The organism is Methylomonas sp. PHL2-19, from assembly GCF_059331595.1.
This window is the reverse complement of sequence record NZ_CP196839.1, coordinates 2,654,528-2,666,459: the sequence shown is the minus strand read 5'-3', so window position 1 is coordinate 2,666,459 and position 11,932 is coordinate 2,654,528. Positions and strand designations below refer to the sequence as shown.

General features: G+C 50.1%; 12 protein-coding genes. 6 read left to right on the top strand and 6 right to left on the bottom strand.

The genetic code is table 11. The annotated features are described in order from the left end of the window. Positions 1–31: 31 nt before the first annotated feature. The 6 genes from ACR02O_RS12415 to pgaB form a co-directional block, all read right to left on the bottom strand. Positions 32–271: an OadG family protein gene (locus ACR02O_RS12415; RefSeq protein WP_036274151.1), complete on the bottom strand. Its 240-nt coding sequence runs from the start codon at positions 269–271 to the stop codon at positions 32–34. Positions 272–459: 188 nt separating this feature from the next. Next, positions 460–933 carry a peroxiredoxin gene (locus tag ACR02O_RS12410; protein WP_494521716.1) on the bottom strand — a complete coding sequence of 158 codons (474 nt, stop codon included), beginning with the start codon at positions 931–933 and terminating at the stop codon, positions 460–462. A 4-nt stretch (positions 934–937) separates the two neighbouring features. After that, positions 938–1,462 carry a glycine cleavage system transcriptional repressor gene (locus ACR02O_RS12405; protein ID WP_033156519.1) on the bottom strand — a complete coding sequence of 175 codons (525 nt, stop codon included), beginning with the start codon at positions 1,460–1,462 and terminating at the stop codon, positions 938–940. Positions 1,463–1,543: 81 nt separating this feature from the next. Next, a complete protein-coding gene (pgaD, locus tag ACR02O_RS12400; RefSeq protein WP_171695670.1) occupies positions 1,544–1,978 on the bottom strand; it encodes a poly-beta-1,6-N-acetyl-D-glucosamine biosynthesis protein PgaD in 435 nt (144 codons plus the stop codon). Then, positions 1,975–3,321, bottom strand: coding sequence for a poly-beta-1,6-N-acetyl-D-glucosamine synthase (pgaC, locus tag ACR02O_RS12395; protein WP_205450394.1), 1,347 nt, complete (start codon positions 3,319–3,321; stop codon positions 1,975–1,977). The genes pgaD and pgaC overlap by 4 nt, the downstream gene beginning before the upstream one ends. 7 nt (positions 3,322–3,328) lie before the next feature. Beyond that, positions 3,329–5,242: a poly-beta-1,6-N-acetyl-D-glucosamine N-deacetylase PgaB gene (gene pgaB, locus ACR02O_RS12390; RefSeq protein WP_494521715.1), complete on the bottom strand. Its 1,914-nt coding sequence runs from the start codon at positions 5,240–5,242 to the stop codon at positions 3,329–3,331. Between the two features lie 343 nt (positions 5,243–5,585). Here pgaB and ACR02O_RS12385 point away from each other — a divergent pair, with 343 nt between their 5' ends. From ACR02O_RS12385 to ACR02O_RS12360, 6 genes are all read left to right on the top strand, one after another. Further along, the gene (locus ACR02O_RS12385; protein WP_033156522.1) at positions 5,586–7,178 is read left to right on the top strand and encodes a SulP family inorganic anion transporter; all 1,593 of its coding nucleotides are present in this window, start codon (positions 5,586–5,588) and stop codon (positions 7,176–7,178) included. Between the two features lie 127 nt (positions 7,179–7,305). After that, the gene (locus tag ACR02O_RS12380; protein ID WP_033156523.1) at positions 7,306–8,589 is read left to right on the top strand and encodes a DUF2130 domain-containing protein; all 1,284 of its coding nucleotides are present in this window, start codon (positions 7,306–7,308) and stop codon (positions 8,587–8,589) included. Between the two features lie 229 nt (positions 8,590–8,818). Further along, on the top strand, positions 8,819–9,073 hold the full coding sequence (locus tag ACR02O_RS12375) for an AbrB/MazE/SpoVT family DNA-binding domain-containing protein (RefSeq protein WP_033156524.1): 255 nt from the start codon (positions 8,819–8,821) through the stop codon (positions 9,071–9,073). Next, the gene (locus ACR02O_RS12370) at positions 9,067–9,456 is read left to right on the top strand and encodes a type II toxin-antitoxin system PemK/MazF family toxin (protein ID WP_033156525.1); all 390 of its coding nucleotides are present in this window, start codon (positions 9,067–9,069) and stop codon (positions 9,454–9,456) included. Before ACR02O_RS12375 ends, ACR02O_RS12370 begins: the two co-directional genes overlap by 7 nt. A gap of 205 nt (positions 9,457–9,661) precedes the next feature. Next, positions 9,662–11,287 (top strand): P-loop ATPase, Sll1717 family, encoded by a 1,626-nt coding sequence (locus tag ACR02O_RS12365; RefSeq protein ID WP_101051971.1) that lies wholly within the window; start codon positions 9,662–9,664, stop codon positions 11,285–11,287. Positions 11,288–11,395: 108 nt separating this feature from the next. Next, positions 11,396–11,929 (top strand): REP-associated tyrosine transposase, encoded by a 534-nt coding sequence (locus ACR02O_RS12360; RefSeq protein WP_033156527.1) that lies wholly within the window; start codon positions 11,396–11,398, stop codon positions 11,927–11,929. Positions 11,930–11,932: the final 3 nt, after the last annotated feature.

Here is an 11,932-nt window from a genome sequence, read left to right as displayed (position 1 = left end):
TGGGCCGAGCACTACTACCTTGTGGGTATGATTATCCGTGTTTATGTTTTTTGCGGTACTGATGAACAGCTGCGGTAATAGCAGCGATGACGGCTTTATCGTTGCCTGCCACGACAGGTTGATCCGAAAACTTGGCAGGCATTTCCGGAAAATAGCGGCGCACCAGTTGGGACATCACATTGATAGCCACGATCAACATGGCCAAAAATGCGTAAACCATACCCATGCCTATTAACATCAGCTCAATCCCTGAGGACAGCATTTCGTTCATGTGTTTCGTCCAAATGATTAAAAACTGTGTTCATTATCGCCAAAACCGCCGGATTAAACAATCCTGAGCGGGGCGCAGGGTTTAATTGCCCTAGCCAGCGTAAGACAAAACAAGATTATTAGACTGTCGTCTTAAGTAGTCTGACGCTAACTGAATAGCCTCATCAATGAGAATGGACTGGCACCGATTTATCCAGCGGCCGATTGCAAATAATCCAACACTTCGGCAATGTGGGTTTTGACCTGCACCTTGCGCCACTCCTTGACCAACACACCTGCTTCGTCGATCAGGAAAGTGCTACGCTCTATGCCACGCACTTGCTTGCCGTACATGTTTTTCATTTTGATGACATCGAATAAATTGCAAAGGCTCTCGTCCTGATCGGATAACAAATCAAACGGAAACTCTTGTTTACATTTAAATCCCTCGTGCATTTTCACGCTATCACGGGATACACCGAGGATAACGGCATTTAATTGATTGAACTGTTCGATATTATCCCTAAAGCCTTGACCTTCCTGGGTACAGCCGGGGGTGTTGTCCTTGGGATAGAAATATAAAACGACTTTTTTGCCGCGATAGTCGCTGAGCTTGACGGTTTTTTCGCCGGTGGCGGCAATTTCAAAATCGGGAACGGTAGAGCCGAGAGTAGCTAAGGTCATCAGATCACCTTTTAATGGGTTCGAGAATAGCGTCAATATTCAAGCTGTCGCAAAAATCCAGAAATTCTTCACGCAACGATAAAATGCGCACTTCGGGCGGTACCAGCAATACATATTTGGTGGAGAACACCGGCGTGTTAAAAAACGCCGCTTGATGGCGGCTGGCAGTCACTTCTTCGATAGAAATGCCCCTGTCCAATAAAAACGATGTCACCGCGAACAGCACGTCGTTTTTATCCATGGAAATGGTTTCCAATGTGTAAGGCACCCCCTCCAATACTGGCGGGATTTCATCCGGCCGTAAAAAACTCATCTGAATTTCGAATCGAACTTTTATCGCTTCCAGCATACCTTCCAGCTTGGCGATATGATTCCAATTGCCGGCTATCAGCAGATAAGCCGCAGTGATTTGGGTCAGGTTGGACGTGCGCAGTTCCACGACACTGCATTGACAGGCACTCAGGGCCGAGAGGATTTCCGCGATAAAACCGTTGGACTTGCCGCCCAACACTGTGATTGCAAGTTGCATAATGTAAGTCCTTGAATACGCCTAGCGCAGTGTAACATCAACGCCGCGAAAAGCAGAACCGCAACCCAGCAATCCGGACTACTACGAATCTATCTCGGTAATCACCGCGTGATTATCGAAGTGCACGGTTACTTTTTTGCCGGCCCGAGCCTTCAATACCAAGGCTTCATCGACTTTAAACGCCACCGCCAACTGTTGATCAGTGACAGGCGCGGTCCGCTTAGGAGCGACGCTGGCATGCAACCAGGACAAATACAAAGTCCAAAACAACCAAATGCCGGCAATGATCACCACGATCTCGCCGTACAACTGCAACAATTCCAACAGCGTTTTATAACCCCCGAACCAGCGGATCTCGTCGGACAGGCTTTTCAAACCCATCAACCAGGCGCCGAGCGTAAACAGGGGCCACAAAAAGTACAACCAAAGCACCCAACTCAATACCGACATAAACGCCGAACCGCATTTTTGCGAGAAACTTTGTAGATGCGGTTGGTTGATGATGATGTCTTTCATTTCTGCCTCAAGCCTCTATCCAAGGTTACCCACACCGCCCGCTGGCCGCGCTTTTTGCGTAAAGCCTTGATGCAGCCGTTAATCGTGGTACCGACATTGATTAGCCAATAGACAATCGGATACCAAATCATCCAGTAATAATGCTGCGCGGAGCCGCCGCTCTTACGCTCGTAACTGGAATCGATAGTCAAACTGACGGCAAACTGAATCAAACAGGTGACGCATAACAACATACTGGTCCAATGTGGCGACAAATCCTCCAAAGCTTCCTGAGGCTCGCTACTAAGCCACTCGATCGGCACCAGCGCCAGCATCGCCACCACCAGAAACGCCCAGGTCAAACTGATGCAGCATTCCAGATACAGCGGCCACATACCACGGGAACGCCAGCTAAACAGCGGCCGGAAATAACGCAGCAAGACCTCAACTCCACCTTGCGCCCAGCGGCTGCGCTGCTTCCACAAGCCGTTTAGCGTTTCCGGCATCAACACCCAACACAAGGCATTCGGCTCGAAACGAATCGCCCAGCCGGCCAGCTGTAGCTTCCAGCTAATGTCGATGTCTTCGGTCACCATGTCAGGACTCCAATAGCCCACATCGTGCAAGGCAGTTTTCCGGAAACCGGCAATCACTCCGGAAATGGTAAATACATGCCCATAAGAACGCTGCGCACGCTTGATCATGCCGACGATAGCGGAAAACTCCCCAACCTGAATTTTACCCAGCAAAGTGGAACGGTTGCGGATACGCGGATTACCGGTCACCGCGCCGACATGCGGATCTTCCAGAAAATGCCGAACGATCCAGGCCGTCGCATTCGGCGCCAGCAAGGCATCGCCGTCAATGCCGATCAAAATTTCGCTATTGGCTAATAATGCCGCGGTGCGCAAACCCACCGCTTTGCCTTGATTGCTGGCTAAATTGACCACCCGAATTTGTGGGTGCTGGTCGGCCAGCTCGTGCAAAATTTCCAGCGTGTTGTCTTTGCTGCCGTCGTTGATCGCAATAATTTCGTAGTTGGGATATTCCTGATGCAGCAGATATTCGATGGTCTCCCGGACATTCTCGCCCTCGTTATAGCAAGGGATCAGAATCGACACGGACGGATATTCGGGTAACTGCGGCAGATCAGACAACACATTGCCGCGATTCCGCTCCCAACGCACGTAATAAATCATGCCGCCCAACATCCAGACATAGGCCATCAGCAACGGATAATAAAACACAAAGCGCGACAGCCATTCGTTGAACTGCCACCACGGCACTTCCTGCAAATATTCCAGGGTGATCAACCACCAGTCGATAAACTGCTGCACCCAGGCTTGGTCTAGCAAGTTTTCCATGTATCGTTTAATCCTTTCTCGAAACCGGGAAGAATTTTTTCAGCTCGGCCAACTTCGGCTGATCGTTAAACACATTATCCGGGTAATAACCGATATGCTTGGCGCCGTGTTTTTTCAATAACTCGAATTGCTCGGTAAACACCGGCATCGCAATATCCTGCTTGGTTTTCCAATTGACCGCCTGCAATTCGAACACCATCTTGTCCAGACCGTCCGGATATTGCGCGGTCTTTTCCACCAACTCTATCAACCACTGCTTGGGATTTTCCGCCTCTTCCATGAAAGGCATCGCTTCCACCGCCACGTAGTCGTAATGCTTTAAAAACGCCGGGAAAGACTGCGCATACCATTCTTCGCTATAAGGCTTTAGCAGCGGCAAAGAGTAAAAATTGCGGGCGGTTTTGATATAGGGCCGATAGAACCGGACTTTGTCGGTCAAATAATCGGTAAACTGACCGATCAACTCGGTTTTGTGCTGCGCCCAACGCAAGCGTAACTCGCTGGATGCGTGGATCTTGTCGAACTCGGCCGGCATGCCCCAGACGTTACGACTGAAGTCCATCGCCAACGGCGAGACGTCTTCAAAATCCGACAAAATCCCGTCGTCGTGAAACAGAATGCCGTTAAAGTCGCAATGCTTCGCCAGGTCTTCATATATCTCGCCGACAAACTGCCGCGCTTCCGGGTTAAACGGCGACAATCGCGTGTAGATATGTCGGGATAGTTGCGGCTCGCCGTCGCGCCACTCTTTCACGTACCATTTCAACGGTACATCGGCTTTATAAGCCATGATCGGCATCCAGGCATACACTCTCACGCCTGCCCGCGTGCGCAACTGCAAGGTCACATGATTAAACATATCCCGACGCACCGGCAGATGCCGATTAGGGAAATACAGCTTGTCGGCATTACCGTCGCCGTCCGGGTCGGAATAGGCTTGCAGATAAACGGTATTGGCGCCGCTGGCTTTAATTCTCTCCACCACCAAGGCCAAATTCTTCTCGGTCTGCTCTTCGTCATCGTCGTAGATGTAATCCATATCCACGTGCGCGACCCGCAATTCCTGCCCCACGCGCTGATTTTTGACGATCTCGCCAAACTGTTTAGCGTTGACGTCGTCGGTGATCATCATCCGCTTCATCACATACGCATCGGCCAGGGTATTGGCGCCGTCGTTCAGGCCCATGGTCAAACGCATGCCGGCCAATTTCGTTGCTTCCAGCGCGATGGCGTTATATTCGCCGTAAGGCCACACCATCACCCGCGGCCGCTTGCCCAATATCTGAAACAAACGCTCGGAGCTTTTATCCACTTCCTGGAAAATCCGTTTGCGATAGTCTTCGTCTTTCTCGTATTCGTCGTACTCGTTGCTGTACAAACGCGAAGTCACCGCGCTTTGCTGATTGCCTTGCGGATTGGCGACGATGCCGTGATGTAAATCATAGGTGTGCGACGCAATCTCGACCAGACCGCTTTCCGCCACTTCGCGAATCTGCGCCGGCGTCATCAACGGTTTAACACCGGGCACATTCTGCTGTTCCAGCCAAGATCCGACAACTGCCAAGGTGGCAGGATACTTGTACTTTTTCAGCAAAGGCATGGCCCGTGTATAAAAACTCAGGTAACCGTCGTCAAAGGTCAACATCACGGCTTTAGTCGGTAAAACCTTGTCGCCCTTCATGCAATCCAGCAAATCCTGGACGCTGATCACGTGATAGTTGTTCTGCTTTAACCAGGCAAAATGATCGGCCAAATGGTCTTTGTTGACCGCGATCCGATCAAATGGCGGCACCCGCTCTTCTTCTTCGAGAATGTCGTGATAATTTAATACCAGAAAGCTGGAGTTACCCGAATCGGCGGCCAGCAAGGGCCCTGACAACAAACAGAAAAAGACAAAAATTACACGAGCAACAATGTGCATATTTATTAATTTAAGCGGGAAAAGAAACTGGAAACAGCTAGTTCTCAGTGTTAAAAAAAGACCAGAATTGGCCGGCGCATTTTACCCGAATCATCAGGCTAGGCCCGTTTTATTTGTCCGTGCGACGTACTGTCGCAGGCCTAGGCAAACGTTAAAACCAACCTGCCACTGCGGCCTTCAATACCCGCTTAGCCATACCCGTAACAAAAAGCCGGAACGGGCATCCGCCCACAAACTTCATAACGTTCGGAAAAAACTGGTTATGATTGAATAAAAACCTCATCCAATTCATTGCCCGTTTAACTGCGTGCGTATCGGGCCATGCGACCTACCCGGAGAATTCATGCAAAAACCCTCGCTAGCAAATTATTGGCGGCAAGACCTTACCGCCGGCTTTTTGGTATTCCTGATCGCCTTGCCCTTGTGCCTGGGTATCGCCGTCGCCTCCGGCTTTCCACCGATGGCCGGCATCATTTCCGCCATCGTCGGTGGCTTGCTGGTATCGCGCATCGGCGGCGCGCAACTCACTATTACCGGCCCGGCGGCCGGCTTGATCGTAGTGATTCTGACCTCGGTGCAAACCCTCGGCGACGGCGATGCAATGGCCGGCTACCGCTACACCTTGGCGGCAATCGTCATTGCCGGCGCCTTGCAAACCGTGCTGGGTTACTTCAAAGCCGGCCGCTTGGCGGCATTTTTTCCGGCTTCGGTGGTACACGGCATGCTGGCGGCGATTGGCATTATCATCATCAGCAAACAATTGCCGGTGATGGCCGGCGTGCAAAGCCAAGGTGCCAGCATCCTGTCCGGCATCGCCGCCTTGCCGCACAGCCTGATTTACTTCATGCCGCAAATCGGCCTGATTGCACTGGCCGGCATGGTGGTGTTGATCGGCTGGCCGCAGATTCACCAGCCTTTGCTGCGCAAGATTCCGGCGCCGATTATCGTCATCGCCTCCGGCATCCTGCTCGGCCATCTATTCCAGCTCGACCAATTGCAGCCGGGCGAAGCATTCATCGTTCCTAAAGATGTTTTGTTTGCATCGCATTTTCTGGTGACTTTCCCGGACAGTCTGTTGGCCAGTTTTTACCTGCCGGATTTTGGCAAACTGAGTGCCTTGGCGTTTTGGGAAAGCGTGATTTCAATCTGCCTGGTGGGCAGCCTGGAAAGCTTGCTCAGCGCTGCAGCTGTTGACAAGCTCGACCCGGAAAAACGCTACTCTGACTTGAACAAGGAATTACGTGCGGTCGGTATCGGCAACGTTGTTTCCGGCATGATCGGCGGTTTACCGATGATTGCGGAAATCGTCCGCAGCTCAGCCAACATAGACGCCGGCGGCCGCAGCAGCTGGGCTAATTTTTTTCACGGCGGCTTCGTCTTGCTGTTTGTGTTGCTGTTTCCAGACTTGATCTCGACCATACCGTTGGCTTCGCTGGCCGCGCTACTGGTTTATACCGGCTATCGCTTGGCTTCGCCGCAAGCCTTTGCCAAAAGCATGGATCTGGGCAAGGAACAACTGGCTTTGTTCGTGATTACCATTCTCGCGATTCTGGCCACCAATCTGTTAGTCGGCGTGCTGATCGGCATCGCCGCCAAATTGTTGCTGCACATCGGCCGCGGCGTGCCCTTGGGTAATTTGCTGTCTATATCTTTTAAACTGCAAGCCAACGGACCAAACAGCTGGATTGTTAAAGTCAGCGGTGCGGCTTTGTTCTCCAACTTTCTGGCCTTAAAAAGCCAGGTAGCCAGCCTGGCCGACGGCCAAACCGTGATCTTCGATTTAAGCGCCACCGACTTGATCGACCACACCGTGATGGAGTTTATCGCCCATTACCGGGAAGACTATATCGCTCGCGGCGGACGCTGCGAAATTCATGGGCTGGCCGACCTGAAATCCTTGGGCGACCATGCTTTAGCCGCTAGACAGCGTAGATAAATATCGGCTTGCGCCCATCCATCAAACCCAGTAAATCCTGACCCGGCACGGATGCCGGGGTCAAAATGCCAAGTGTGTCCGGCGCCAATGCCTGCGTATTCCGAATCTCTATATAAAGCCCCTAAACATGACCGAAGCCACCATCACCTGCCCCAATTGCAGCACGCAAGTACCGTTGACCGAATCGCTGGCCGCGCCGCTAATTGCTGCCACCCGTAAACAGTTTGAGCAACAGCTACAACAAAAAGACCAAGCGATTGCCTTGCGCGAACAGGGTATCAAAGATCAGGAAAAACAACTGGCCGAAGCCAAGCGCGGCCTGGACGATCAAGTCGCAGAGCAAGTTGCCAAGCAACTGCAAGCCGAGCGCCAGCGGGTGATCGAGGAAGAAACCCGTAAAGCCAAACAAGCCGCTGCCGCCGAACTGGAACGCAAGAACCGCGAATTAGCCGACTTGCACGAAGTGTTGAAAGTTCGCGACGCCAAACTGGCCGAAGCCCAGCAAGCCCAAGCCGAGTTGATTAAAAAGCAGCGCGAACTGGACGACGCCAAACGCGAGCTGGAACTGACCATCGAAAAGCGCGTGCAAACCAATCTGGCTGAAGTGCGCAGCCAAGCTAAACGCGAAGCCGAGGAAGGCCTGAAACTGCGGGTGATGGAAAAGGACCAAACCATCGCCTCGATGCAGCAAAAAATCGAGGAACTGAAACAAAAAGCCGAACAAGGCTCGCAGCAACTGCAAGGCGAAGTGCAGGAACTGGAATTGGAAAACCTGCTGCGCGCCAAGTTTCCGTTCGACAATATCGAACCGGTTGCCAAGGGCGAATTCGGCGGCGACGTGTTGCAACGGGTCAACGGCCCGAACGGCACCCCGGCCGGCAACATTTTGTGGGAATCCAAGCGCACCAAAAACTGGAGCGACGGCTGGCTGGTGAAGCTGCGCGAAGACCAGCGCGCCGCCAAAGCCGAATTGGCGGTCATCGTCAGCCATGCCTTGCCCAAGGACGTGGAAACCTTCGACGTCATCGACGGCGTTTGGGTCACTAGCCCCCGCGCCGCCCTGCCGGTCGCCACTATCCTGCGCCACACCCTGCTGGAAATCGGTTTGGCCCGCCTCGCCGCCGAAGGCCAGCACGGCAAAACTGCTTTGGTCTACGAATATTTAACCGGCCCGCGCTTTCGGCAACGGGTCGAAGCCATCGTCGAAGCCTTCTCCACCATGCAGGAAGACTTGGACAAAGAGCGCAAAGCCATCCTGAAACAATGGGCCAAACGCGAAGCGCAAATTGAGCGGGTGATGAACGCCACAGTCGGCATGTACGGCGACTTGCAAGGGATTGCCGGCAAATCGTTACAAGAAATCGAAGGCTTGGAGATGCGGGCGTTAGAGATGGATGGGGAATTGGAGTGACCTATCGACCAGCCGGTCGATCTGGTTTCGTCTGGTTCCCAAGCTCCCGCTTGGGAACTCAGGCCTTGGAAGCTCCAGCTTCCAATCTGACTGGGGATAGGAAGCTAGAGCTTCCGAGATCACATTCCCAAGCTGGAGCTTGGGAACTAGAGGACTAGATATATTCACAAAATTGACCCGAATATAAAACCATGTTTATACTCACGTTTAAACATTCCAGAGAAACATCATGACCGAAGCCATACTCGACATCAAACAATGGGGTAATAACCTGGGCGTGCGCCTACCGGCGGCTATTGCCAAAGCAGCCCATTTGCACAACCATCAACGAGTACGGGTATCCGTTGAAGATGACAAGGTGATTATCACCCCGTTAGCCGACGAAGCTTTAACGTTGGAACAACGTTTGGCCCGTTTCGATCCCGAGCGGCACAGCGGCGAAGCCATGGCAACCGCGGAAGCAATCGGTGCCGAACGTTGGTAAGCCACAAGCAAACAGCGGCCTGGGTGCCGGAAAGGCAAGACATCATCTGGATCGATTGCAATCCGCAAGTCGGCCAGGAAATGCGCGACATCCATCCGTTTTTAGTTCTTTCACCAAGCATTTTCAACGAAAAAACCTCGCTGGTGATCGGCCTGCCAATGACAACTGCCGCCTATAACGCTGACAATCCATTTGCGGTCGCTGTCGGCAAAGCCGGCGGCCGCAAAGCCGAACAAACCAGCTATGTGCTCTGCCACCAACCCAAATCCTTTGACTGGCGCTTGCGCAAAGCCAAACCGCATCCGCTCAAGGTCTTGCCGGGCGATTTGTTCACTCAGGTTTGCGAGCAACTGAATCAGATTATTCAAGTCGGCCCCGGCTGATCTACCGATGTGCCGGATTGAGCGGTGATCTGGCTCTGGTGGCTCTGGTTCCCAAGCTCCAGCTTGGGAACCCCGGTCTTGGAAGCTCCGGCTTCCAGTCTGGCTGTAGATAGGAAGCTAGAGCTTCCAAGATAGCATTCCCAAGCTGGAGCTTGGGAACTAGCGAAAACCTAGCATAAAAAACACTAAATTAGGAAGAAAACGAATGGATAACTTTGTTTTTCGTAAACACGACAATGTTGGTGCAGCAGCTGCAGAACATGACTCTCAGTTTCTTGACGACTGTTTTGTAGATACTGGAGACATTAAGTTTCTATTTGACAGAAAAAACCCGAAAAGAATTATAGTTGGCAGAACTGGAGCAGGAAAAACTGCGCTATTGTATCACTTAGCACATTCAAATAACAATGTAATTGAATTATCACCCCATGATTTATCACTTAATTTCATTGCAACCAATAAAGTATTGGCGTTCTTCGAAGAAGCAGGTGTTAATTTATCTCCATTCTACGTTCTCCTATGGAAACACTTACTTGTTGTAGAACTTATAAAAGCAAAATTTAAAATTAAGGACGAAGCGTCCTATAAAACTTTTATGAGAACAATCAGTTCAATTATAAGGAAAAAAGATAGAAATAAAGAATTAGCGATTGACTACTTTGAAACTTGGGGCAATAAATTTTGGTTAACCACTGAACAACGGATTCATGAATTAACTAGTCGAGTTGAACAGAGCCTGACTGCTGGTGTTAATGGAAAATTCTCTAATATCACCTTTAACGCCGAAGGAGCTAAAAAATTATCCGTTGAACAACGTGCCGAAGTCAAAGAACATGGGCTGGATGCCGTTTCAAAAGTACAAATACGTGAACTTGAGAATATGCTTACAGTTTTAGAGGATAACATCTTTGATGATGAAAAAAGGCCTTACTACGTAACAATAGACATGCTAGACGAAGATTGGGCCGATGACCGGATCAAGTTCAAACTGATTAGATCCTTAATTGATGTTGTCAATCGATTTAAACAATTATCAAATGTCAAAGTAGTTTTAGCAATTCGACACGACCTTCTATATAAAGTACTTCACCTAGAGACAATAGCAGGATTTCAAGAAGAAAAATACAAAGCACTTTACCTAAACTTAAAATGGGAAAAATCAGAGCTTGAAAAAATAGTACAATATAGAATCAATAAATTAATTAAGCATCATTACACAAAAGGCGACGTATCATTCAAAGATGTTTTCCCTGCTCATGTAGATACAAAAGATACTTTTGATTATATGCTAGAACGAACATTTTTCCGTCCAAGAGATATTATTGTATTTGTGAATGAGTGTTTAGAGTTATGTACTGGAAAACCAAGAATTACTGCAACCATAATTAAAGAAGCTGAAAATAACTATTCAGCCGAAAGATTACAATCGTTGTCAAATGAATGGAGCATAATATTGCCAGACCTAATGCATACATCTCGGCTTCTTTATGGATTAAAAGACCATTTTGAAGTTCGTATAATCACCCAAGATTTTTTAGCGGGAAAGTTTGAAGAAATTGTTTTTTCTCTAAATGAACAAAGCACGGACCCAATCACAAAATCCCTTTATAGCTTATACTCGGCTAAAAGCGCTAATTTTGACTCTGTACGAAACTATATTTTGCGGGAATTTTACGCAATAGGCCTTATAGGTATAAAGACAGGACCAACTGACTCCACGAGCTGGACTCGCACAAACAATCTTACAAGACTTGAAGCCGGCCAAATACGTCCAACATCAACTGTATTTATTCACCCAATGTTCTTTCGCGCTTTGGGCGTAAGATTGTAGCCGGTGTCGGAGGAGCTCGATGCGGTAAACAATGTGCACCGCATCAATCGCATTGGTGCTGTTTAATATTTACCAAACTTCAACCTCCATCCCCACTCACCATAGCCCATGACACGCAGCCGCTACCGAGTCCTGCAAAACCCTAGTCCGCACTTCCTGACTGTGACGATAAACCATTGGCTGCCTCTGTTTACCCGTCCAGCGACGGTGAATATCGTCCTGGATTCCTGGCGGTTTTTGCAGCGTGATAGCGGGTTTCAGTTGTACGGTTACGTGATCCTGGAAAACCACTTGCACCTGATCGCCGCTTCGCCGGATTTGAGCCGGGATATGCAGCGCTTTAAGGCTTATACCGCCAAGCAAATCATTGGTCATTTGCAGCAAAGCGGTGAGGCGCGGGTACTGGAATTGTTGGCGTTGTTGAAGCGGCCGCATAAGATCGAGAGCGAGTACCAGGTTTGGGAGGAAGGTAGCCATCCGCAGCTGATCGAATCCGAGGCAGCGATGCGGCAGAAGCTGGATTATATTCACCTTAATCCGGTCAAGCGCGGTTATGTGGATTTACCTGAGCATTGGCGCTATTCCAGTGCGCGTAATTATGCGGGAATGGCGGGCTTGATCGAGGTGGTTAAAGACTGGTGAGGA

Excerpts from the sequence above, each read along its gene's own strand:
- ACR02O_RS12415 (WP_036274151.1), bottom strand. The coding sequence starts at position 271 with ATGAACGAAATGCTGTCCTCAGGGATTGAGCTGATGTTAATAGGCATG.
- ACR02O_RS12410 (WP_494521716.1), bottom strand. The coding sequence starts at position 933 with ATGACCTTAGCTACTCTCGGCTCTACCGTTCCCGATTTTGAAATTGCC.
- ACR02O_RS12405 (WP_033156519.1), bottom strand. The coding sequence starts at position 1,462 with ATGCAACTTGCAATCACAGTGTTGGGCGGCAAGTCCAACGGTTTTATC.
- pgaD (WP_171695670.1), bottom strand. The coding sequence starts at position 1,978 with ATGAAAGACATCATCATCAACCAACCGCATCTACAAAGTTTCTCGCAA.
- pgaC (WP_205450394.1), bottom strand. The coding sequence starts at position 3,321 with ATGGAAAACTTGCTAGACCAAGCCTGGGTGCAGCAGTTTATCGACTGG.
- pgaB (WP_494521715.1), bottom strand. The coding sequence starts at position 5,242 with ATGCACATTGTTGCTCGTGTAATTTTTGTCTTTTTCTGTTTGTTGTCA.
- ACR02O_RS12385 (WP_033156522.1), top strand. The coding sequence starts at position 5,586 with ATGCAAAAACCCTCGCTAGCAAATTATTGGCGGCAAGACCTTACCGCC.
- ACR02O_RS12380 (WP_033156523.1), top strand. The coding sequence starts at position 7,306 with ATGACCGAAGCCACCATCACCTGCCCCAATTGCAGCACGCAAGTACCG.
- ACR02O_RS12375 (WP_033156524.1), top strand. The coding sequence starts at position 8,819 with ATGACCGAAGCCATACTCGACATCAAACAATGGGGTAATAACCTGGGC.
- ACR02O_RS12365 (WP_101051971.1), top strand. The coding sequence starts at position 9,662 with ATGGATAACTTTGTTTTTCGTAAACACGACAATGTTGGTGCAGCAGCT.
- ACR02O_RS12360 (WP_033156527.1), top strand. The coding sequence starts at position 11,396 with ATGACACGCAGCCGCTACCGAGTCCTGCAAAACCCTAGTCCGCACTTC.